This window comes from Prevotella sp. P4-67, from assembly GCF_002251325.1.
GTDB lineage: Bacteria > Bacteroidota > Bacteroidia > Bacteroidales > Bacteroidaceae > Prevotella.
The window spans coordinates 45,932-69,021 of record NZ_NPJL01000009.1 but is presented as its reverse complement, the minus strand read 5'-3'; the positions used below and the strand labels follow the sequence as shown (position 1 = coordinate 69,021).

At 58.8% G+C, this 23,090-nt stretch carries 18 protein-coding genes; 10 read left to right on the top strand and 8 right to left on the bottom strand.

What is annotated here, in order from left to right; all coding sequences use genetic code 11:
• Positions 1-77: 77 nt before the first annotated feature.
• From CIK92_RS00775 to CIK92_RS00765, 3 genes are all read left to right on the top strand, one after another.
• Entirely contained in the window at positions 78-1,121 is a 1,044-nt protein-coding gene (locus CIK92_RS00775; protein WP_158214695.1) for a LacI family DNA-binding transcriptional regulator, read from the top strand.
• 54 nt (positions 1,122-1,175) lie between these two features.
• Positions 1,176-1,337 (top strand): rubredoxin, encoded by a 162-nt coding sequence (gene rd / locus CIK92_RS00770; RefSeq protein ID WP_022310549.1) that lies wholly within the window; start codon positions 1,176-1,178, stop codon positions 1,335-1,337.
• 97 nt (positions 1,338-1,434) lie between these two features.
• Positions 1,435-1,614, top strand: a complete 180-nt coding sequence (locus tag CIK92_RS00765; protein WP_094385258.1) for a hypothetical protein — start codon at positions 1,435-1,437, stop codon at positions 1,612-1,614.
• A 109-nt stretch (positions 1,615-1,723) separates the two neighbouring features.
• On the opposite strand, the gene CIK92_RS00760 is transcribed toward CIK92_RS00765, so the two are convergent.
• The 4 genes from CIK92_RS00760 to CIK92_RS00745 are packed head-to-tail and all read right to left on the bottom strand — an operon-like array spanning position 1,724 to position 4,045.
• Positions 1,724-2,590, bottom strand: a complete 867-nt coding sequence (locus CIK92_RS00760; protein ID WP_094387824.1) for a hypothetical protein — start codon at positions 2,588-2,590, stop codon at positions 1,724-1,726.
• Between the two features lie 19 nt (positions 2,591-2,609).
• The gene (locus tag CIK92_RS00755; RefSeq protein WP_022310546.1) at positions 2,610-3,068 is read right to left on the bottom strand and encodes a hypothetical protein; all 459 of its coding nucleotides are present in this window, start codon (positions 3,066-3,068) and stop codon (positions 2,610-2,612) included.
• Positions 3,069-3,086: 18 nt separating this feature from the next.
• Positions 3,087-3,545, bottom strand: a complete 459-nt coding sequence (locus CIK92_RS00750) for a hypothetical protein (protein ID WP_094387823.1) — start codon at positions 3,543-3,545, stop codon at positions 3,087-3,089.
• Positions 3,542-4,045 (bottom strand): RNA polymerase sigma factor, encoded by a 504-nt coding sequence (locus CIK92_RS00745; RefSeq protein WP_094387822.1) that lies wholly within the window; start codon positions 4,043-4,045, stop codon positions 3,542-3,544. Before CIK92_RS00745 ends, CIK92_RS00750 begins: the two co-directional genes overlap by 4 nt.
• A 140-nt stretch (positions 4,046-4,185) precedes the next feature.
• Between CIK92_RS00745 and CIK92_RS00740 the strand changes: the two genes are divergently transcribed.
• Positions 4,186-5,466 carry a serpin family protein gene (locus tag CIK92_RS00740; protein ID WP_094387821.1) on the top strand — a complete coding sequence of 427 codons (1,281 nt, stop codon included), beginning with the start codon at positions 4,186-4,188 and terminating at the stop codon, positions 5,464-5,466.
• A gap of 207 nt (positions 5,467-5,673) precedes the next feature.
• Positions 5,674-8,055 carry a TIM-barrel domain-containing protein gene (locus CIK92_RS00735; RefSeq protein WP_094387820.1) on the top strand — a complete coding sequence of 794 codons (2,382 nt, stop codon included), beginning with the start codon at positions 5,674-5,676 and terminating at the stop codon, positions 8,053-8,055.
• A 175-nt stretch (positions 8,056-8,230) separates the two neighbouring features.
• Here the strand turns inward: CIK92_RS00735 and CIK92_RS13880 are convergent, their stop codons facing one another.
• From CIK92_RS13880 to CIK92_RS00725, 3 genes are read right to left on the bottom strand one after another with little or no spacing between them, the layout of a single operon-like run.
• Positions 8,231-8,386: a hypothetical protein gene (locus CIK92_RS13880; RefSeq protein ID WP_022310541.1), complete on the bottom strand. Its 156-nt coding sequence runs from the start codon at positions 8,384-8,386 to the stop codon at positions 8,231-8,233.
• A gap of 52 nt (positions 8,387-8,438) precedes the next feature.
• Positions 8,439-9,392 carry a bifunctional diaminohydroxyphosphoribosylaminopyrimidine deaminase/5-amino-6-(5-phosphoribosylamino)uracil reductase RibD gene (gene ribD, locus CIK92_RS00730; protein ID WP_094387848.1) on the bottom strand — a complete coding sequence of 318 codons (954 nt, stop codon included), beginning with the start codon at positions 9,390-9,392 and terminating at the stop codon, positions 8,439-8,441.
• Between the two features lie 7 nt (positions 9,393-9,399).
• Positions 9,400-11,703: a family 20 glycosylhydrolase gene (locus CIK92_RS00725; RefSeq protein ID WP_158214694.1), complete on the bottom strand. Its 2,304-nt coding sequence runs from the start codon at positions 11,701-11,703 to the stop codon at positions 9,400-9,402.
• Positions 11,704-11,731: 28 nt separating this feature from the next.
• Between CIK92_RS00725 and prmC the strand changes: the two genes are divergently transcribed.
• The 5 genes from prmC (at position 11,732) to CIK92_RS00700 (ending at position 14,882) form a co-directional block, all read left to right on the top strand.
• On the top strand, positions 11,732-12,556 hold the full coding sequence (prmC, locus tag CIK92_RS00720; protein ID WP_094387818.1) for a peptide chain release factor N(5)-glutamine methyltransferase: 825 nt from the start codon (positions 11,732-11,734) through the stop codon (positions 12,554-12,556).
• Positions 12,553-13,029 (top strand): regulatory protein RecX, encoded by a 477-nt coding sequence (locus tag CIK92_RS00715; RefSeq protein WP_094385274.1) that lies wholly within the window; start codon positions 12,553-12,555, stop codon positions 13,027-13,029. Before prmC ends, CIK92_RS00715 begins: the two co-directional genes overlap by 4 nt.
• Positions 12,977-13,717, top strand: a complete 741-nt coding sequence (locus tag CIK92_RS00710) for a ComF family protein (RefSeq protein ID WP_254045968.1) — start codon at positions 12,977-12,979, stop codon at positions 13,715-13,717. Before CIK92_RS00715 ends, CIK92_RS00710 begins: the two co-directional genes overlap by 53 nt.
• A gap of 198 nt (positions 13,718-13,915) precedes the next feature.
• Positions 13,916-14,413, top strand: coding sequence for a flavodoxin FldA (gene fldA / locus CIK92_RS00705; RefSeq protein WP_094385278.1), 498 nt, complete (start codon positions 13,916-13,918; stop codon positions 14,411-14,413).
• Positions 14,414-14,459: 46 nt separating this feature from the next.
• Positions 14,460-14,882 carry a DUF2023 family protein gene (locus tag CIK92_RS00700; protein ID WP_094385280.1) on the top strand — a complete coding sequence of 141 codons (423 nt, stop codon included), beginning with the start codon at positions 14,460-14,462 and terminating at the stop codon, positions 14,880-14,882.
• Between the two features lie 299 nt (positions 14,883-15,181).
• Here the strand turns inward: CIK92_RS00700 and CIK92_RS00695 are convergent, their stop codons facing one another.
• Entirely contained in the window at positions 15,182-23,080 is a 7,899-nt protein-coding gene (locus tag CIK92_RS00695; protein WP_158214693.1) for a CARDB domain-containing protein, read from the bottom strand.
• Between the last annotated feature and the right edge of the window lie 10 nt (positions 23,081-23,090).

Genomic DNA, 23,090 nt, shown 5'->3' with positions numbered 1-23,090 from the left:
TAATTATGGCTATTTTTTCGCAAGAGGCAAAAAAAGCGTATCTTTGGGCAGTCAAAACCACAACGTCTATAAGGCTCATGAAAAAAGAAACATTGGAAGACCTGTCCCGGATAACCGGATACTCGAAAACCACTATTTCTCGGGTACTCAACGGAAAAGGCAAGGAATTCCGCATCAATGACGAGACGTGCCAGCAGATAATTCAGGCTGCCAAGGAGCTCAATTATCGGCCAAATCTCGTTGCGCAATTTTTGCGCAAGTCCGAGGGCCGAACGCTCGGAATTGCCGTGCCATATCTCAGCAATCTCTTCTTTGCCCAACTGGTGTCGACCATCACCATCGAGGCCAAGAAGAACAACTATAGCGTCATGCTCTTTGACACCCAGGAAGACGCCAACATCGAGAAGAAGTGCATCTCGGCGATGGTAGAGTACGAGGTCAACGGCATCATCATCGCCCCATGCTCCGAGACGCCCGACCTGCTCGAAATCATCAGCAAGAACATACCCGTAATCCTCATCGACCGATATTTCAGAGACTCCTTCCTGCCCTATGTCTCGACCAACAACTACAAGGGTGCCTACGACGCCATGATGACGCTCCTCAACGCCGGCCACCGTGACATCCTCTGCATACGCGGTCCAGAGACAGCCGTGACTACCCAGGAGAGAGTCAAGGGATGTCGCAAGGCGGTGATAGACTTCGGACAGCCCGTGCGCCTGCAGATGCTGGGCAACGAGTTTTCCATCCAGAACGGATATACCGAGACCAAGGTGGCGCTCATAGGTCCCCGCGTGCCCACAGCCATCTTTGCCATGAGCACCAATATCCTGTTGGGCACCATCAAGGCGCTCCGCGAGCAGAACATGGACATCCCCAACGACATCTCGGTAATCTCCTTCGACGACAGCGTCTTCCTCGACTACATGAACCCGCCCATCACGCGCGTGGCACAGCCCACTGAGCACATGGCGCTGGCTGCCGTCAAGATGATGATCAACTGCATCAACGAGGGGAAGCAGTTGCAGTCGCGCATATTCATGGCGCCCACCGTCATCGCCAAGGAGTCGGTCAAAATCATCAACCCCCTTGTCGTCCCCACCGACAACAGAGAGAAATAACCCCAAGACTGGCCGGAAATGGTTCCGGTCAGAACCCTTAAAACTATAATGAATATGGACAAGTATGTATGTGATGTCTGCGGATACATCTACGACCCCGCCGTAGGCGATCCCGACAATGGCATCGAACCAGGTACAGCATTTGAAGACCTGCCCGAAGACTGGCTCTGCCCTCTCTGCGGTGTAGGCAAAGACGAATTCAGCAAGGTGGATTGACTCCGCCTCTCTATCGGATCAAGACCGACGGCCGGCGACCCTATATACAGGGCTGCCGACCGTCGGTCTTTCTGTTGCGGTATGCGTATTGTTCAATATGGATTACTCCAGCACTCTGCTGATGACCTCCGGCAATTTTCTGACCATCTCCAGCACTCTGCTGATGACCTCCAGCAATTTTCTGACCATCTCCAGCACTCTGCTGATTATCATCGTCGGCTCGTGCCTATTGATACGAGCCCTCGTGCCTATTGTTACGTGGCTTCGTGCCTATTGATACGTGGTCTCGTGACTTCCGTTACGAGCCGCCGACGATGCCTCCGGTGTCGCCAAATGTGGTGACGGCGAGCGCTGTGGCCCACACTGGCCTTGGCTTCGTGCCCGCGTCAGAAACGGATGCCCATTCCTATCGACACGGGATAGCACTTGGGGGCGTTGGCGGTCTTGAGCAGCGGGGTGAGCGCCGTGCGGGTGTAGACGACTATGGCTCCGTAGCCGGCGCGCAGGTCGAGGCTCAGTCCCACGGGATTGAGATTGATGTCTGAAGCCGATGTGCGCTTGTCGCCATTGACCACATAGCGCGACCGCTCGTGCCAGCGCAGTTCGAGCGATGGTCCCACGGCCACGAAGGCATTAAGACCGAGCCGCTTCTGCCATTCCAGCATCACGGGCAACCGCACAAAGTCGTACATGAGATAACTCTTCTCCACGTTTTCGTCATCGGGGCGGGTGGCAAACAAGGTCTTGCCGTCGCTGGTGGCAAGCACGGTGTTGCCCTTGAGGTGGTTGAAGACTTGTCCCACTGACAGCGACGAGGTCAAAGCCAGGTTCTGGTGCATGCGGAAGCCCACGCTGGTGAGCGTGATGCCCCATTCCCACGACTTGGCGTCGCGTGTAGGCAGATTGTCGCCACTGCTCAGCGACATGGCGCTGCTGCCCAGGAGATTGTAGCCGAAGTAGAACCATGGGTAGTTGTTGACGATGCGGCCCTTCTTCTTGCCCAGCGACGAGGGGATAAACGGCGAGGTCACGTAGACCTGCTCGATGTCCTGGCCGTCGACAAAGCGGGTCTCCGACACCTTCTTCATCTCCTTCTGGTCTTTGCCGTAGACGGTGACGGTGGTGTTGGCGTCGGTGCCGCTTACTACGATTTGTCTGTTGCCCACCACGATGGTGGTGTCTTTCTGTTGTGCTGCGGCATAGTGGGGCATAGCCATGAGCGCCACTGCCGCGATGATGTGCTTGATATTCATTGTCGTGTGTATTTATGTCTTATTTTCTTCTGGAGTAGCACAGCGTCATGATATCGTCGGGCGAGAGGCGCCCCTCGATGTAGATGACCGTGCCGCGCTGCCCTGCGCCGTTGCTGAAGAGTATGTAGCGGTTCAGACCTTCGGCTGTGGGCTGCATCATGTAGTATCCGCCGGTGACGAGTCCGTCTTCGACCACCTCGCGTATCTTCCTGGCGCGCTTGCGGTCGGCCTGCAGATAGGGCGCCACGTCGTCGGCAAGGTGCTTGTACACCAGACTCTTGTATATGTTGAGCTTGTAGCCCTTCAGGGTGGCGTTGCGCATGGATACCATCTTGCATCCCTTGGCGTGGCCGTACCTCGTAAAGACCTCGTTGACGCTCAGCCCCGTCTGGGCGATGGCTGCGAGGTGCATCATCAGCGCAAGCGCCACCGCCATGAGGGTGCGCCGGGCTGTAGTCGTTATGTGATATTGTGCCATAGTCGTATTGTTTGTTCTCTATTGTCTTTCCATCATGCCGAGAGCCGCAAAGGCATCGTCGTCGTCCTCGAGCTGTATGGTCTGCAGGGCGCTGAGCGCCTCGGCTCTCACCTCGCTGCGGTCGGTGCATACCTTGCCGTCGATGACGGCATAGTTAGAGGCGCTGGGGCGTGGCCATACCATCACTGCCACCGCCACTACGGCTGCCGCCGCTGCTGCCCCTATCCACAGGCGGCGCACCATCGGCGCCGGGCGCCGGGCGGTGTGTCGGGGCGCGGTGGGGGCAGTCGAGAGAGTGTGGGCAGCCTCCATCCGTTGGCCATCGACGTAGCCGAAGAGCGCCTTGTATATCGCCCATTCGGCGGGGATGTCGCCGGCTGTGGCGAAGTAGGCTCGCAGACGGGCTTCCTCGTCGTTGGTGGTGGCGCCTGCCATGTAGCGGTCTATCAGCCGGGTTATGTCTTGATGATTGTTCATATATTGTTACCTCCTTGTCGTGTGATATGGATAAACTGGGTGCGGATGGCGATACGTGCCCGAGAGAGGTTCTTGCGCAGATTGGCTGCCGAGCATCCCGTGATGCGCATAATCTCGTCGGCGGTGTAGCCTTCAATCTCCTTCATACGGAAGAGTCGCTGCTGCAGAGGCGGCAGGTGGTCGATGATGTCGCTCACCAGACCTATCTGGTCGCGCGCCTCGACCCGCAGGTCTTCGTGCCCCATGTCGTCAGCGGTAGAGAGCCGTCGGCTGTGGCTGGCGTGGCGCTGCTGGTCGTAGAACCTGTTGCGCAGCATGGTCACGGCCATCGCCCTGAGGTTGTCGCCGGCATCGAGACGCTCGCGCATGTCCCAGAGCCGCAGCAGGGTCTCCTGGGCCAGGTCGTCGGCGTCGTCGCTGCTGGCCGTCAGACTGACGGCGTATCGCAACAGGTCGTCGCGCAGCGGTATGATCGTATGATAGAAGTCTTCTGTAGTCATATCCTTTCACACTAATAACGTATGAAAAGCCAAAATAGGACATAACAAGCGTGAAAAAAACTGAAAAAAGCGGGAAAATCGTCGCCGCCATGCAATCTTTCGTCACCTTATACATTATATATATAATAAAACGAACAAAGATGAACAAGACAATCAATGTAATAGCCGCCGCCGTCATGGTGATGACCGGCCTCGGCTCGTGTGTCACCAGCAAGCAACCCGCTGCCAAAGACGCAGACATGAACGCAAGTAAGATCGTGGAAATAGAAAAGCTCGACAGCGAGTATCTCGTACTCTCCGACGCCCAGCAGTCGGCTCTGCGGAGCATCAACGGCATGGCGTTCGACCTGATGCGTACCCAGGCGGGCATGGACTCCAAGGTGGTTTCGCCCATCAGCGTGTCGTATCTCATGGCGATGCTCGCCAACGGCGCCAACGGCGCTACCCGTGCCGAAATCATGAAGACCCTCGGTGTAGACGACAGTCAGATGGATGCACTCAACGAGGTCTGCAAGTCTCTCATTGACAAGGCGTCGCGTCTGGACAGCCAGACCCGCATCAATGTGGCCAACTGCATCGCCGTAGACCAGCAGGCGAGTCTCAACCCCGACTATGTGGCCAAGATGAAGAACTTCTACGATGCCGAGGTGACCAGCCGCGACTTTGGCAAGGCTTCGACGGTAGACTATCTCAACGGCTGGTGTCAGCGACAGACCCACGGCATGATACCGCGCATCATCGACCAGCTCAGCGCCGATGATGTGGCTGTGCTGATGAATGCCATCTACTTCAACGGTACCTGGGCCGACAAGTTTGATAAAGCCGACACCCGCGTAGAGCCTTTCCACGGTTATACCCGCGACATCAAGCGGGCGCCGATGATGCACCGAGAGGGCAGGATGTACTATGCACGCATGCAGGGATATGGTGCAGTGGTGCTGCCCTATGGCAACGGCAACTTCACGATGACCGTAATGCTGCCCTATGAGGGCAAGTCGGTGACCGAGGTGATGAACTCTCTCGACGCCAGCGTCATGGACAGCATCTGGCGCGCTGCCGAAGAGTGCAGGGTAGACCTGAAACTGCCACGCTTCACTATAGCCACCGAGACCCGGCTCAACGAGCCTATGGCACAGCTCGGCGCTGCCACCATGTTTACCCCCGGCCAGGCAGACTTCAGCCAGATGACCGCCCAGCCCATCTACATCTCGGGCATGCTGCAGAAAGCCAAAATCGAGGTGAGCGAAGAGGGTACCAAGGCTGCCGCCGTGACCTCGGCGATGGTGCGCACCACCGCGCTGGAGGATCAGGAGCCCTGGTTCGTCAACTTCCACGCCGACCGCCCCTTCATCTACATGATTACCCATCGCCCCACGGGAGCCATCTTCTTCGTGGGCCAGTACACAGGCGACGACCTGTAACCTTCGTCATACCCAATGTAGTCTCTGGGCTTGTCTCCGCTAAGGAGGCAAGCCTTTTTTCGTTCCCGTCGACCCGTGCAAAAACCGAGAGGTTGGCCCAAAAAACCATAAAAAATGCTCTGCGCCGTTTTTTTGTCCACTCCGATACGGCCTATCTTGATAATTATCAGTATCTTTGTGGCAGAAACAATCACAATGCTACAAATCATGAAAAAACTGTTTATCTTCCTGCTGTTGCTGACAGCCATCCCCATGATGGCGCAGAACACCACCGAGTACGAGGTAAAGCTGAAGAACAAGATGCACATGAACGTACAGGTATGTACGGACGGCATCTTCCGCGTACGCTTCTCGCCTCGTGACAAGTATGCCGAAAATCTCATGCTGCGCTACAATGTGCAGAAGAAAGACTGGCAGCGCGTCGACTGCAATACCACCGACAAGGGTGGAGTGATGACTATCACCACCGGACTCTACTCCCTGACCATCGACAAGAAGGACGGCTCTATCAGCGTAGCCGACAAGTCGGGCAAGAAGATAGTGGACCGCGTCAACTACCTCAAGGGCACCGACCCGCTGCTCGCCTCGCTGGGCAAAGACATCAATGTGAAGTTTGCCGACATGAAGGTGGCAAAGAACAATGGTATTATCGGCGACGTCAAGACCTCGGCTGCCGCCAAGGATACTGCCGAGACCGGCGAATACAAGAAGTGCAGCATCATCAACTTCACCCTGCGTGAGGGAGAGCGCTTCTACGGCGGTGGCAGCACCAGCCGCGAGCACATCCAGCACCGAGGAGAGTTGCTGCGTATGTGGACAACATACCAGCACACCGAGATACCACAGCCCATGCTCATCAGCAGCAACGGCTGGGGTGTCTTCAACAACACCACACTGAAGCACTTCTTCGACATCGGCCGTCACCAGAAGGACATCATGTCGGTCTACAACACCACCGACGAAGCCGACTTCTACCTGATGCTTGGCAAGGATATGCCCGCCATCATCGACGCCTACACCCTCATCACCGGCCGTCCTTACCTGCAGCCCAAGTGGGCCTACGGTCTCTGCTTCGGTCCCAACATGCTCGAAAACCAGTTTGACATCCTGCGCGACGCCGTCGAGTTCCGTCGTATGGAGGTGCCTTGCGACCTGCTCTGGCTCGAACCCCAGTGGATGGAGAAGCGATACGACTTCTCTACGAAGAAGAAGTGGAACTACAAGCTCTTCTCGGCAGAGGCTTACTGGGACTCATGCAAATACCCGAAGAAGGAAAACCATCGCCTGCTCGTCGGACGCCTCAAGAACATGGGCTTCAAGCTCGGCCTCTGGCTCTGTGAGGAATACGACCTGAGTATCGCCGAAGAGGACGCGCTGGCAAAGGCTGCCGGCAAGCCCGAAAGCGGCAAGGAGCACTGGATGGACCACCTGCGCAACTTTGTAGACAATGGTGTGCGCGGCTTCAAGATGGACCCCGCCCGTACTATCGATGAGCATCCCACACGCGACTACTACAACGGTTACACTGACAAGGTGATGCACAACCTCAACCAGATACTGCTGCCCAAGCAGATGGAGGTGATGATGCGCGACCATACCGGCCGACGCAACTGGCATCACTACACCGCCGGATGGGCTGGTACCCAGCACTGGGGAGCATCGACCAGCGGCGACAATGGTGGCGGCAAGACTGCGCTCTTCGACCAGCTCAACCTGGGTATGAGCGGCTTCCTCAACACATCGTGCGACGTGATGTCAGTGCCCAAGGAGCAGGAGATGCAGAGTCTGCACTTCGGTCTCTTCCTCCCCTGGGTACAGATTAACAGTTGGTACTCGCTCCTGCAGCCCTTCTACTTCTCTACCCATGACAAGGCTATCTACAAGTATTATGTGCAGCTGCGCTACCGTCTGCTGCCTTACATCTACACTGCCGCCATCGAGGGTGCGCAGACTGGTATGCCTATTGTAAGGTCGATGCCGCTCGAGTTCCCTGCCGACCGCAATGTCGACGATGCCTGCTATCAGTATATGTTTGGCAAGAACTTCCTCGTAGGAATATTCAGCAATGAGGTTTATCTGCCCAAGGGCGAATGGACCGACTTCTGGAATGGTGAACGCGTACAGGGTGGACGCACCGTGAAGCGCGATATCCCTGAAGGTCGTGCCGGTCTGCTCTTCGTGCGTGAGGGCTCTATCATCCCCATGCAGCGCGACATGAACTTCGTAGGCGAATATCCCATCGATACCCTCACCGTCAAGGTATTCCCCAAGGGCAAGTCTTCTTATACCCTCATGGAAGACGATGGCGAGAGCTATGACTACGAGAAGGGTGCCGTGGCTCGTACCACTTTCGACTGCGCCCAGAACGGTCAGCGCGTCGACTTCACCGTGCAGCCCGTCAAGGGTCAGTACAAGGGTATGTACACCAGCCGTACCTATAAGCTCGAGGTCTATACCCACCGCCGTCCTACCGCTGTCAAGGTCAACGGTGTGGCTACCAAGGACTTCACCTATAGCCCCGAGGGCATCGTCAGCGTTACCCTCCCTCAGAAGGACGTGCATGCCAAGGCTACTGTAAGCATCCTGTAAGTCTGTCGGCATAACCCATATCTCCGCAGGGATACCTGCCTTTGGCGCAGAGTCAGAGACGATGCCCTCCGGAACACCGATTATCCATATACACTACGCCCTGAAGGGACCGACGCAGCCGTTTGGCTCTGCTCTCATCCCTTCAGGGCGTAGTGTGTATCATGGCGTGAGTCGCCTAATCCTCCAGATACCCCTTGGTGAAAAGGTCGTAGGAGATAGCTTCAAGTTCGGCTACGCTCCGCTGGCTCAGCGCGCGCTCTATCTTGTCTATGAGTTCTCGGCGCCGCATCTCGTCGTCGCCGTCCAGCCGTCGTGTATATCTATTGGTCATGGAGTTTCAGGAGTGAATGGTTATGGTAAACGCGATAGTCATTGTTGCCTGTCTATCGGTCATTAATTTTCAGGAGTGAATGGTTATGGTAAATGCGATAGTCATTGTTGCCATACATGCGGTTGATGTCGAGCCGTGCCGTGGCTGGCACCTGTGGTGCCTTGGTGCCTTCGCCTACCACCGCAGTACCCGTCTCTACTCGCAGTTCATCCCAGAGGTCGCGGTCTATGAATGACTTGAGCGTAGAGGCACCCCCTTCCACGATGAGGCTCTGCCGCTGCTCGGTGTAGAGACGCTCCAGAATAGCGTCGATAGTCGTGCTGTGACTCAAGACAATCCGCTCGGGCGCCGGACCAACCCAGTGGCGCACATTGAGCTGTGGCTTGTCGCGCTCGGCAGTCACCCTGCCCACGAGGATGGCATCGCTCTCTGCCCGCAGACGGTGCGAGACCATCTGGGTCATGGCGTTGGATATCATCGTGGGCTGGTAGTGGTCGTCGAGGAAGCCATCGGCAGTCTGCGCCCACTTCAGGATGATGTAGGGACGATGATGGGTGTGCATAGTGATAAAGCGACGGTTGAGCCAACGACATTCGCGCTCGAGCACACCCACTCTGACCTCGATACCGGCGTCGCGGAGACGCTGGATGCCACGTCCGCTCACACGGGCGAAAGGGTCGATGCAGCCCACCACAACGCGCTTGACGCCCTTGGCCACGATGAGGTCGGCGCAGGGAGGAGTACGCCCGTAGTGGGAGCATGGCTCCAGGCTGACATAGAGTGTGGCGCGGCCGAGGAGCCCTTCGTCTTCGGGCTTGACCGATGCAAAGCAGTTGACTTCGGCATGGCCCTCGCCGCAACGCACGTGGTAACCTTCGCCGATGATGCGGTCGTCGGCCACGAGCACCGCGCCCACCATGGGGTTAGGCTTGGCGTTCTGTTGTCCACACGCTGCCAGTTGCAGACAGCGTTTCATGTATCTTTCGTCTATATCCAGTGTTGTCATCATTGTCTTATTTATGCCAGTATTTCACTTCCACCTTCTTGCCATGCTTGTCCTTGACGGTGAGTCTCAAGTCGCCGCCGTTGTGGTCAAAGTAAGTGGCGCGTAGGGGGTGCAGACCAGCCTTCATGGCGTGTTGGCCAGTCACTTCCATAATGTCGTGCATGCCGTCGCTGTCTACCACCATCTTGTCGTCGATGATGAGTTGGCTGCCGTCATCCGAGTAGAGCGCGAAGGAGTAGATGCCGTCGTGGGGCACCTCGATATAACCCGTGATGACCAGTCCGATATTCTCGCGGGCCTCGCGAGGAATGACCACGCCATCGGTGACATATTCGCCCTTAATCTGAGCCTTCTCGATGCCGGCACAGTTGTCGCCGCCATAGTCATACCACACGTTGCGCAGCCCAGGCAGCAGTTCGCCGTCCACGCCTACCGCCTCTGCCATAGTCGTCTTGACCAGCGAGGTGCTCACGGCGTCGCCCTTGCGTCCGTCTGCGCCAAAGGGCCTGAAGATGAAGTGCGTGGTCTGGCTCACCGCAATCGGACCGGTATACTTGGCCGACGATACCTGTGGCATGGTGCCGTCGGTGGTATAGTGTATGCTCACCGAGGGGTCTATGCACGCCACGCTCACTGTGTCGCTGTCGGTGAAGACGGCGGTGCGGATGAGTCCGGTCACATCGGGCAACCTGTACTGTATGCCCATCGCCTCCAGACGGGGCAGATGCTTGAGCATACGACGGCTGAAGTCTTCGTAGTCCATACGTTCAGGACGGCTCCAGGCGCGCTCTGCCACCGCCATAAACCGTGGAAAGAGCTGGTACCACATGCGTTCGGCGCTCGCTATGCGCTCTCCCCACAGACAGGAGTGGATGCCACGCACGTGCTGACTCTCTTCGGCGTTGAGGGTGGCGTAGGGGTCAAAGCGGTAGATACCTTCCATCTTGCTGGGGTCATCGCGGCCACTGAGATAGAAGTAGGAGACGGGCACGTCGATAAGGTCGTTGCCGTGGCTGGTAGCCCGCTTGGGCCCCTTGGGCAGCCACGAGCGCCACCACATCACGGTGGTGTAGGGCGAGAGACCTCCGTCGATGACGTCGTCCCAGGCAATCATCTTGCGACCATGTGCGCGGAAGAAGTCTTCCATATAGTGGTTGAACCAGGTCTGCAGTTGAGGCTCCGAACTGAGTCCGTTGTCCTTCATGCGACGCTGGCAGTCGGCGCAGGCACGCCAGTTCTTCATATCCACCTCGTCGCCACCGATGTGTACGTATTCATAGGGGAAGAGACCAAAGACCTCGGTCCATACGTTCTTGCAGAACTCCAGCATGGTGTCCTTGCCGGGACACATGGGCGTCGAGAAGAGTCGTCCCCACCGCGTATCTTCCGAGCAGGAGAGGCCGCCCACACACTGGATGGCAGCCAGACTGTGGCCGGGCATGTCCAACTCGGGTATCACGTCGATGCCACGCTCGGCGGCATAAGCCACGACGCGTCTCACGTCGTCCTGGGTGTAGTAGCCGCCATACTCGCGCGAGCCGTCATCAGCGGTGCGCATCTTCTCTTCGGGCAGCAGCAGATTGGGCATATCCTCCTGCTCCGCGCGCTTGAGGCAGAGCGAGTCCTGACCATTGAGCCGGCGCCAGCCACCCTTGAGCGTGAGCGCGGGATAACGCTTGATTTCGATACGCCAGCCCTGGTCGTCGGTGAGATGCCAGTGGAAGCGGTTCATCTTGTAGTATGCCATCATGTCGACCACCCGCTCTATCTCGCCCACCGTGTAGAAGTGGCGCGAGCAGTCTATCATGAAGCCTCTCCAGCCAAACTGCGGCGCGTCGCTTACCTTCACGCCAGCCACCGTCGCTCCTGTGTCCGGTGCAGCAGGCATCAGTTGGCGCAGAGTGGCTATGCCGTTGACCACTCCGGCATAGTCGCCGCCCTCGATGGTGGCTCCCTTGGCGCCGACGCTCAGCCAGTAGGCTCCGCTGCCGAGACTGCGGTCGAGCCCCAGCCTTATGTCGCCCTTCTTGCTGCCAGTCCTTACCTTGCGACCCGTCTGCTGCGTCAGGGCATCAGCCAGATATGTCGCGGCGTGGCCGAGAGCCTTGTCGGTGGTGCCTACGGTGAGCGTGGCGGGCAGAGTCCACGTGGTGCCCACGGTCTCCATCTCTACGGGTTGCGGGATGATGGCCGTCTGCTGTGCCCGGGCGCTGCCGGCGAGCCACAATGCGGCTGCCGCGACCCACATTCGGCCCGCGATAGCGGCTATTCTGGCGCCTGCTGATTTTTTATAACCCTCTTTCCGTTTCATATCCATATTTTTTTATAACTTTGTGCGTATGACATACAATGAGTTGTGCCGAAGGCTTTCGCCTCTGTATGGCGAAGGCGAGGCTCGCGCCATCGTGCGCATGGTGGTCGAAGACGAGTTCGGCCTTTCGCCCACCGATATATATTTGGGCAAAGTTAACCAATTATCCGCAGACGAGCGAGCAAATCTGGAGGAAATTGTGGCAAGGATAGCCAACTACGAGCCCGTCCAGTATGTGCTGGGCCATGCCGATTTCAGCGGACGCCGCTTTGCCGTGGCGCCGGGAGTGCTTATTCCCCGCCCCGAGACAGCTCTGCTCATCCCCATGATAGGCAGCGCCGCCGCCCGCCCCTTCACCCTGCTCGACATCGGTACCGGCTCGGGCTGCATCGCCATCACCGCCGCGCTCGACTATCCCGCTGCCACGGTCACGGCGTGGGACATCTCCGACGACGCGCTTCGCATAGCCCGCGCCAATGCCACCCGCCTGGGTGCCCAGGTGTGCTTTGAGCGACAGGATGCCCTGACGCCGCCCGCCGACACCGCCCTTTGGGATGTCATCGTGAGCAATCCGCCCTATATCTGCATGAGCGAGCGAGCCGAGATGAGCCCCCATGTGCTCGACCACGAACCTGCCACGGCGCTCTTTGTGCCCGACAGCGACCCACTGCTCTTCTATCGCGCCATAGCCCGCTATGCCACCCGCGCGCTCAAGCCCGGCGGCACCCTGCTTTTCGAGATCAACGCCCTCTATGCCTCCGAGACCAGCGCCATGCTCCACGCACTGGGCTTTGCCGCCTCCGTAGAGCGCGACCAGTACGACCGTCCACGTTTTATCATCGCCCGACTATGAAACCATTGTCCGAAGAACAGGCGCTCAACCGCCTCGCCGCCCTGTGTTCCCAAGCCGAATACTGCCAGGGCGACATGATGAAGAAGATGGAGCAGTGGGGACTCGCCGACGATGCCTGCAGCCGCATCATCGACTATCTCGTCGACAACCGCTATGTAGACGACAGCCGCTACTGCCGCTGTTTTGTCGAAGACAAGATAAGGTACAACGGCTGGGGACGACGCAAGATAGAACAGGCACTGTATGCCAAGCAGGTATCTGCCAGCATCTATCGCCCCATCCTCGACGAGGTGCCCGCTGAGACCTATGTCGACATCCTGCGGCCTATGCTCACCCAGAAGTGGCGCACCATTACCGGTCGCAATGACTACGAACGCAGTCAGAAACTCATCCGTTTTGCTCTTGGCCGTGGCTTCGACTATGACATCATCCGTCGTTGCATCGACGGCATCACCTCTCTGCCCGATGATTGACCTCTCCGCCCGACTCCACGACCTGCTCTGCACGCGCCACTGCGCCATGTGTGGCGAGCGACTCTCTTCCGGCGAGCACGCGCTCTGCTCGGTCTGCAACGCCTGCCTGCCCCGCACGGGCTACGACGCCTCTCCCTCCGACAATGATATGGCCCACATGTTCTGGGGCCGCATCCCCATCGAGCGCTGTGGCGCCCTGTTCTTCTACAAGGGCGGCAGCGGAGCCAGCCAGTTGGTCTACGACCTCAAGTACAACGACTCGCCCGACACCGCCGAAGCCCTTGGCGCCATGCTTGCCACCGAGTATGGTGCAGCGTCCTTCTTCGACGGCATCGATGTCATCGTGCCCGTTCCCCTGAGCCGCGACCGCATCCGCGAGCGTGGCTACAACCAGAGCGTCGAGATTGCCCGCGGCATAAGCCATGTCACGGGCATCGCCGTCGATGCCGGTGCCGTGGGGCGCATGCACTTTGAGTCGAGCCAGACCCACAAGCAGCGCTGGGACCGCAACGACAACGTAGCCCATGTCTTCCGCACTATTCACCCCGAGCGCCTCAGCCACCGCCACATACTCCTCGTCGACGACGTGGCCACCACCGGCGCCACCCTTTGCGCCTGTGCCCAGGAGATAGAGAAGGCGGGCGATGTTACCTTCTCCATCCTCACCTTGGGCTTTGTCAAGGCCTGACCAGCCACCGTCTCCGCTTCTGCGCCATCGGTCTGCAGAAGCGCCCCCATACTCTTACCTTATTATATAGTCATCTCTCTGCCGCCAAAATCATTATTTTTGGGTATTGTGCAGTCCTCTGAACCTCGCTAACTTTGTAGCGGTGATACAATCATCGACTACAGACTCATTATTATCAATTCAAAAACCAAGAAGATTATGAAGAAAACAGTGATTATCTACGGCTCAAGCACCGGCACCTGCGAGGAACTCGCCGGCAGAATAGGCGCCCGACTGGGGGTAGACGATGTCATCGGCGTCGGCGACCTCGACGACAGCGTCATAGCCTCCAACGACAACCTCATCCTGGGTACATCTACGTGGGGTGCCGGCGAGATGCAGGACGACTGGTACGACGGCGTGCGCACCCTCCGCGGTGCCGACCTCTCGGGCAAGACCGTGGCCCTCTTCGGCTGCGGCGACTCCGAGTCTTATCCCGACACCTTTGTGGGTGGTATGGGCGAACTCTACCAGGCTGTCGTCGGTGCCGGAGCCCACGTGGTGGGAGCGGTGCCTGTCGACGGCTACACCTTTGATGCCTCCGACGCCGTGGTCGACGGCCACTTTGTGGGCCTTGCCCTCGACGAGGTCAACGAGTCCGACAAGACCGACGCGCGCATCGACGCCTGGGCAGCCGCCATCACCCCCAGTCTCTGACCAGACCATCCCCGCTTCGCCATCCTCCACATTAAAAGTCACAATCATGCAGCAAACCACGCTATTACCCGTAGATATGAAGGTACTGATGAACCATATCTACGAATACAAGAAGGGAGTGCGCCGTATGGTGCTCTTCACGTTCAACAAGAAGTATGAGGAATTTGCCCGGCGCCGTCTGGAGAGCCAGCACATCCACTACATCATCCAGCCCGTGGGCAACGACCGCCTCAATCTTTACTTCGGGCGCGAGGAGTGTCTCAACGCCATACGCATGATGGTGACGCGCTCGCTCAATCTGCTCACCCCAGAAGAGGACTTCATGCTCGGCGCCATGCTGGGTTATGATATCTGCACCCAGTGTGAGCGCTACTGCGAGCGCAAGGGCCGCTGCGCGCAGGGCGATACCCATTGCGCTAAAGGCGATACCCTCTGCGCCCGTGGCGATGCCCTCCAGTCGTGTGGCTGATGCCTTGGCTGGCTCGTAACGTAAGTCACGAGGGCTCGTATCAATAGGCACGAGCCGCTGGAGGTCATCAGCAGATTGGTGGAGGTCATCAGCAGGTTGCTGGAGGTCATCATAATTCTGCTGGAGGTCATCAGCAGATTGGTGGAGATGGTTGCGGGATATACCACAAGAGAGAGCGTAAAGCCCGTCATGGGCATTACGCTCTCTCTCGTTGTTGTATTATGCTCTCTTGCCGCTGCCTTGCGTCCTATAGTCGCTGCCTTGCGCTCTTTTGTCGTCGCGGGCGCAGCGGCGGGCGGCTACTTGATTATTATCTTCTTGTCGCGGGTGATGTAGACACCGGGCTTGAGTCCGCTGAGCGACTCGCCGGGCTGTCTCACCATCACGCCGTTGAGGTCGTAGACGGCGTTGCGGCTGTCGGTGATGCTCACGGGTGGGGTGATGCCGGTGGCGCTGCCTATACCCAGTGATATGGGCGACGCCGAGCCGTTGTCGGCATGGAAATAGCCACGGAAGCGGGTGGTATAGACACTCGCGGCGGCGTCGACATAGTAGAACTTGTCGCTGCTGATGTAGTAGTTGCCGTCATCGGTGGCTATGGGATAGACGCTATAGGCGCCTATGAAGCTGTAGCCGTCCTTGCTGTCGGCAGGCACGCCCCGCTCGGGTGTCTGAGTAGTGGTGACGCCCAGGTCGTAGAGCATGGTGGGGTTCTCGTCATGGGCATACGCCGGGCTGTTGATCTTGGTGGGCTTGATGAGGTAGGGCGTGTTGGCCTCCATCGTGTTGACGGGGGCAAACATGAGTGTGGTGCCACTCACGCCAGTCATCTGTGCCACCAGGGTGCCCTGTCCGAACACTGCCTCTGGGTTGTCTACCGCGCAGGGCAGACAGATGGTGTTCCATGTGCCCTTATGGAATGAGCGGTAGAGGCTCACCTTAGCTGCCTCGACATCTTCGGGGGTGTAGTCGGCACCCTCGTTGAGCAGCACGTTGACGGGCGTCATGTCGCGATAGACCACCTCGACCTCGGTGGGCCCCTCGACGGTGAGGGTGTAGGGCGTCATCTCCTTAAGGGTACCGTTGATGCGATAGCCCACCAACCGGAAGTTGTCCTTTGCCCTGGCGTCGAGCACCAGCTTGGTGTTGTAGTCGTAGTAGCCGGTCGAGGCGTCGATGTCGCCCTCTGCGCTGTTGCAGTTTACATCGACCTTGTACGACTCGGCCTGGAATACCGCTGCGAAGTCCTTGGTGCTGCGCGCCTCGGTGGTGAACACCTCGTCGGTCGATACTATCTGGTCGTCGGCATTACTCTTCCAGTGTACAAACTTATATCCCGTGTTGGGCGTGGCGGTGAAGGTCATCGTGCGTCCATAGGGCGCCGTGCTGGCTATGGCTGCGGTGCCCGCCTTGAGCGGTGCCTTACGCGTGGTGACCTTGCGGCCCTCCTCGCCCTCGATGACGCAGTCTACGTTGCCACACTCGGGCAGCGGCAGCACCTTGACATTGAAGTGCACCAGACCGTCCTTGAAGAGCATCCATCTCACCTGCTTGCCCTCGGCCCCCATGAAGCCTTCGGCATCGCGTATGTTCTCGCTCTTGACCTGCAGCGCGTAGAAGCCGTTGTCGGTGAGGGCTGCGGTGTTGATCTTGAACTCGCGCTTGTTGTCGGCGGTGGCTGGGGTGATGGGCAGCGCTGTGGTCTGGGGCTTGCCCTCGAGTCGCAGCACGATGTCGTCGCGGGTGAAGGTCTGGGTGTCTATGTCCTTGTTGAACTTGACCGTAAGCTCGGTGATGGGTTTTTCGGCTATCTGGTCGTCTTCGGGCACGGTCTCGATGCTTACCACATCGAGTCGCAGCTCGGGCATCGGCTCAAACTCCACTATGTACTTCACTGCACCGGGTCCGCTGCTCAGGTCGGCTATGTGCAGACGGTAGTCGAGCAGCGGGTCTATGCCGTCCTGCAGCGTGTAGTCGGTGGTCCAGAAGTTGTCGGAATCGAGGGTCTCGCCCGTGGTCTCGTTCTTGATGCTCAGTATCTTGGCATACTTGCCCGCCGGGTTGGCCACCGAGGTGTAGAACCACTGCCTCTGCGCCACATCGACGGTGATGCGGTACTTGCTGTCGCCGAGCGCCTCTATCCTGGTGGCATCGCGCAGCGCCACGAGGTCTTCGTCGGTGCCGTTGGCGAAGTAGATATGGTCTGGGTCGTCGAACGCGTCGGGATAGTCGTTGGTTATCCATGCGCGGTAGGTCTTCTCGCCTATTCTGGCATTGATGCTGTGTATCAGCTCGTGTATGGATACGCGGTCAAGGAGCGAGAGGTCGGGGTTGCCATAGTCTGTGACGTGGGTCACGCTCACATCGTACTGGGTGAAGTGGCCGAGCAGCGACGAGGTGAGTTCCCATGTGGCATACGACGCCTCGCCCGCCTTGATGGTGCCAAACTGTGTGGCGACATCGCTGGAGAGCGCCATGGTCTTCTCGCCTCCGTTGAGGCTCGAGCTGAGTATGGCAAAGTCTATCATGAGTCCCTTCTGGTTGTCCACGATTTGTGGCTGCTGGGTAATCATGCGCACGTTGTTGGCGTCGCCGTTGCCCTTGTTGTGTATGAGCACGGAGAACTCGGCTGGCACCACGGGCTCTATGACATCCTCGGTAAGCGGGTTGTCGCCATAGATGTCGCGCTGCATGAAATACGTGAGGTCGAGGTCGGGCGATGGCTTCACCTGCAGGCTCACGGGGAAGAGCGAGCGGGTCTGGTCGGTGGCGCCGTCGTTGAATGCGAGCGTTCCGCCAAAGCTGTAGGTAGTCACATTCTCGGGTGCGGCATACTTGGTGGGTATGAAGAGGAATGTGGCTACACCCTTCTTGCCTGCGGGGAGGGTCCACTCGCCGTCCTTTTCGCCTCCGAAGCCTTCTATCTTCTCTACCTGTATCTCCATCTCGTGTCGGGTGGCTATGGCTCCGGTCTCCATGTTGGTGGCGTTGACATTGACCATGATGTGGCTCATGTCAGAGTTGGAGCCGTTGTCGATGGTCAGCGTGCCCCGGAATGCCTGTCGGGTGAGCACCAGCTTCTGCTTGATTTCGAGTTTCACCTCGGCGCAGGTGTTCTGCGAGGCAGTCTCCTGGTAGAGCAGCCAGTCCTTGCGGGCGCTGTTCATCAGGTCGTCGAGGGTGGCAAAGCCCATGTCGACCATCTGTGCCACGATGTCGTCTCTCTCTCGTACTATGCGGGCGAGCTTGTCTTCGTCGGGATGGTTGTCGCTGTCGTAGTCCATGCCTTCGAGCTTGCGCCACTTGTTGCGGATGCGCTCCACATAACTGCGCAGCGAGAAGTCGGCCACGTTGGCGCGCTTGTTGGGCATGAGCGAGGTGAGGTAGGCGCCCAGTCCCTGCGACTTGTCGTCGACGGTGGTGGTGGCGGGGATAGTGTTGAGGTCAAAGTCCCAGAGGTCGCCGTCGGCCTGCATCTTCTTCAGGGCGAAGTCGATGTCGGCGAGTGCGCTCACGAGTTCGTCGTAGAAGCCCTCGGTGGCGAGCGCCTCGCGGGCACCAGTGAGCTCGGCATTGTAGTTGAAGAACGACTCATAGTAACGCCAGTACATCACCTGCTTTCTGCCCGACGACTCGAGCAGGGCGGGCAGCACGGTGGGCTTGGAGTCGTCGTCGGCAGAAGCCTTTGCCATCGGCGCCTTGTCGGGGTCGAAGGGCTTGATCAGACACGACAGCTTGCCGGCAGGGCCGAGCGCCATGCTTACACCCCACTGCACGAGCTCATTGCCACAACCCTTGGCACCCTGGACGCCGTCCCATGAACCTTGGGCTACCATGATGCCGCTGGTGGCACAGGGCAGCCATGCCACGGGGTCTACGCATACGCAGTTGCAGACCTCGCACATGAGCGTGATGACGGCTTTTGCCACAGCCTCGCCACCGGGATTGATGGTGACGGTGGCATTGTGGCCGGGGCCGCCCGGTCCGCCTGGGCGTCCCATCTGCGTGGGTGGAGTCCATTCTACGCCTTCGTTGGTGGTGTTCTTACAGTCGCTGTCGTTGCCGTAAGCCCACTGGATGGGCTTCTCCAGATACGAGTACTTGCTTCCGGCGCCGCAGGGCCACTTGTAGTCGGTGCCCATCTTGCCCTTGCAGTTCTTCTCCGACGACGAGGCGCGTCGTGGCATCAGTCGCTTCACGTGGGGCGCAAACTGCGGGTTGTCGAAGTCTTCGGTGTGCATCACCAGGACGGGTATCACGTAGCTCTGTTCGGGCGCCAGGGTCAGTCCGGTGTGCTCGACCATCGGCATGAAGGTAAACCCGTGGGCGGTGGGGGGATAGTAGTTTACATCCTGGGCGGCTATGAGTCCGCGGTTGCGCAGCACCACGTTCATGAGCGTGGTGGTGCCGGGCTGGATGTCCTTCAGGATGAGCATGTCGGGCGCGGTGATGTCTACCACGGGCACCGGCACGTAGGTCTCAAAGGTCACCTTGGTCACCACCTCGTACTCGTCTTCCACCTCGGTCTCCTCGACATCCCAGTTGACGGTGATGGCCTGATAGCTGATGGTGGCGAGATGGGTGGTCACATCGCCGGGGCTTACCAGCACGTTCTGGCTGTAGGAGTCGTGCTTCTCGGCGGTCACATTGAGATGATAATATCCCTCGTTGAGATGCTCGAAGAGCACGTAGCCGTCGTCGCCAGTCACATCGCTCATCACCAGCGCGCCAGTGTTGTAGTCGGTGAGTCTGACGGTGGCTCCGCTCACATAGGGCCGCTCTCCGTTCTTGTTGCCGTAGATGGTGTTTTCGTCCTGTACACGCACCTTGAGGCTGCCCTTGTCTTCGCTTACCACCTTGACATTGAAGAAGACCTGCTTGCCGTCTCCCTTCTCGCAGTTGATGGCTATGCTGCCCTTCTGGATGATGTTGACATCGAAGTCGGCGGCATTGAACCTCAGCATCACCGTGGCGCTGTCGCCGGTGGCCATCGACGGCATGGTGGCGGGTGTGGCGAGGCTGATGAACTTAGACAGAGCCTTGGGCAGGTCTACGGTAATCTTGCCCGTAGGCGCCAGTCCGGTATTGGTGATGACGAGCGGGTAGAGTCGGGTCTTGTTCTTGGTCACCGTGGTGTTGATGCTGTTGGTCTCGACCACCAGCGTGGGCGTGTGCTCATTGGTGTAGTTGTAGGTGGTCACATCGAGGCGTGCGCCCTCATCGGTGGTGATGGCGAAGACCAGCTTGTCCCAGTCCTTGGTCTTGGACAGCGCCGTGGAGAGCAGGGTATAGGTAATCTCGGCGGTGCCGTTGCCCGGCAATACAGCCACCGTGCTGAAGCTGACGGTGTAGGCTCCGGCATCGGCACAGGCCACGCGGACATTGTGCAGGTCGAGGTCGGACATGTTCTTCAGCTGGATTTTGCCCACAAAGGGCTCGCCCACGAAGAGCTTGTTGGTGATATAGTCGGTGGTGGTACGGCTGAAGCCATAGACCTTGAAGTTGCCCTTCTCGGTGGCGAGGTTCTCGCCGGGGGTGCATACGCCGAAGCCGAACTCTCCGCCCATGCCCGCGGGTATGGTATAGTCGATGGAGAAGTTGCCGGCGGCGTCGCTCACGGCTGCCAGTCGGGTGCGCGAACGTGCGTAGACGATGTAGGGCTCTACCTCTATGCCGGCAGCGGCTGTGCCGTCGGTGCGCTTGACACTACCGGTGAGCACCACCTTGTCGCCGAAGAGATACTTGTCCTTGGCTGCGGCGATGGTGAAGGTATAGGCAGCCACCACCTTGACGTCTATCGTGCTGCTGTTGTTCATCGTCTGGAGCTCGGTCACTTTGCCGTCGGGGTTGATGTGGGCTGTCACGCGGTAGGTTCCGGGCACAGCGGGTGCCTTGACCTCTGCCCACGTGTCATAGGTCTGTCCCGGGGTGATGGGCTTGTCGGTCTGCAGGGTCGTGGTGGCGTCGGCCAGAGTCACGGTGATGGGTGTGGACTGAGGCATGGCTATGGCGCCCACGTTCTTGATGTGGAGCATCACCTTGACCTGTGAGCCAGCCTCGACACCGGCTGCCACTTCGGGCTTCTGCATCTCGGCGTCGGGCAGCGTCTGGTCGGAGATGAGCAGCCACACGGTGCCGGGGCTATAGCCCTCGCTGCTCGCCATGACCGAGATGGTGCGGTTGCCCTCGGTGGTCGAGTTGCTCAGCGCCACAAACGGGGTGGTGACGCTCTCCTTGCCGGCGGGTATGGTGACGGTCTGGGCAAAGTCGAGGTCGTTGCCCTTGGCAGAGAGCGCCACGGTGAGCGGCTGGGAGGTGTCGTCGTTGCGGCTTATGGTGAGCTGTGCGCCGGTGGCGTCGCCCTCGAGAATGGTGGTCTTGTCTGAGGTGATGTTCAGCGTGGGACCGTCATTGTCGGTGATGGTGATGGTCTCTGTCACGGTGGTCTGCTTGTTGCCTATGGCCGAGCAGCCACAGTCGGTGATGTAGACGGCAGCGGTAAACTTGACCGTGCGTGTGCCGTCGACCTTCTGGTTGTCCTTGACGCCGATGGGGAAGGTCACCTCTTCCACGCCCTCGTTCATGGTGATGGTCTGGGTGTAGTAGAGTTCGTTGTTGCTGTCGTCGCTCAGTTTCAGCGTAATCTTGCTGTTCACCGCGCTGTTGCGGGTTATGGTGGCGTAGACGGCATTGTATCCCGCCGCCTCGCTTACCGTGGTGGGCTGCAGCGTCATGCTGATGGCTGGCACGTCGTCGTCGTGGAGGATGAAGAGCGTGCTGGCCGTGAGATGGTGGTCGGCAGAGGCGATAATCTTGATGGTCTCGTCGTTGGCAGGCAGATTGTCCTGGACGATGGGAATGTCTATCACCGCCTCGGTGGCACCGGCGGGGAAGGTGAAGGTCTGTGGCAGTCGGAAGCGGCGTGGCTTCTCTATGCTCAGACTCACGGTCAGTTCCTCGCCCTCGATACGATAGGGCACGCTCACTCTGAGCTTGATGGACTCGCCCTCGTTGTACTCGCTCTTGTCGAGCTGCAGGCTGAGGGGAAGCAACTCGTTGTCCTCGATGTCGAAGCTGACAGCCACGTCGGCGGGATAGCCGTGGGCCTTGGTCACCGTCACGCTGGCAGCCTTGTAGGAATTGACGTAGTCATTGTCGGGTACCGTCACGTCGAAGGTGGCCGTAGACTGTCCGGCTCTTATCGTCACCTGGGTAGTCACGCTCACGTGGTCGGGCAGCGAGGTGGCCACGCTGTAGGTCTCGTCGGTAGCGCGGTTACCACTGCGCTTCAGCTGGAGACGCATGCTCTGGCCTTCCTTCAACCGGGTGGCTGGGGCGGTCAGGAAGAGCAGCTTCCCGACCGTTGCCTTGCCTCCGATGGCGGTGTTGTTGAGCCTGTCGGTGGCATACTCTCCCGTGTTGCTGTTGGGCTCGACCACCACCTTGGCAGCCACTTCACCGTCGACACCCACCGTCTGTGAGAGCACAAACTCGGCGCTGCGCGCGGTGTGTCCGCCCTGCAGCATGGTGTTGTTGAAGTACACATTGCCAATGTATACAGCCTCCTCGGTCTCGGTGTTGACGAGGTAAACCTTCTCGGTCCATCCGCTGCGCGTGTCGGCATTGCCCACGTTGCTCACCTTCCAGCTGACGATGATCCTCTCGCCCGGCGTGAGCGTGGTCTGCCTGATGGCCACATCGCTCACTTCGAGGTCGGGGCTCGGCGCGCGCTGGATGGTATAACTACCATTGGTAGAGCCAGTCTGGATATTGTCGCCGTTGCGGTTGGTTATCACCACATCGCTCAGCGTGATGGCGTGGACGCTCTCGGGGTTGAGCCCCGTGGGCACCGTCATGGGGAAGTTGAGCAGCACGCCGCCGCTTCCGGCGATGGGCTTGTTGCTCATATTCACGATTACCACCCTGTAGCGGTTGCTGCCCATGCCCCTCACCGATACGGTGTGGCCGTTGGTGTTGCGGTTGGTCAGCGTGGGCTGCTTGCCCGAGGTCTTGGCGAAGGGCAGCTGCAGGTCGAACTGCAGTGCCACCACGTCCTCGTTGTTGTCCATGCTTATGGGTATCATCACATCCTTGCCCTGTCCGCCCGTGAGGTGGGCCACAGAGATGGTGTTCTGTGCCTTGGCGCCTAAGGTCATGGCCATCAGCAACAGCAGGATATATATTGCTTTTTCTTTCATCTTCATGGTC